The 287-nt window shown below is 63.4% G+C and carries 1 pseudogene; it reads right to left on the bottom strand.

What is annotated here, in order from left to right:
- Nucleotides 1–287 (bottom strand): annotated as a pseudogene (locus ACZYSM_RS29540) (nitrate reductase); the annotation flags it as partial.

Here is a 287-nt window from a genome sequence, read left to right as displayed (position 1 = left end):
GTGCTCCTCGAGGGAAGGGCCATTGTTGCGGGCCGAGTTGGTCGAGCAGGGCATGGCTGATGCCGGACAGATCGAGGTCACGGTCGCGGGTCAGCTCTTTGTATTCATCGAACACCTGTGCCGGATCGTTGAAGGCGAACAGGCTTGGCTGTCCAGGGCGCAGGCGCTGTTCCAGGCGCTGAGCGAAATCCACGGTGATCGCCCAGTCTGCCCGGGCTCCTGCGGGTGCGGTAATGGCGCGGCGAACGTGGGAAATACGCCGTTCCGAATTGGTGACCGTGCCTTCC

This window comes from Pseudomonas sp. F220 (genome assembly GCF_057813935.1).
Note: the sequence above shows the minus strand (reverse complement) of the source record. Positions and strands in the feature narration are given on the sequence as shown.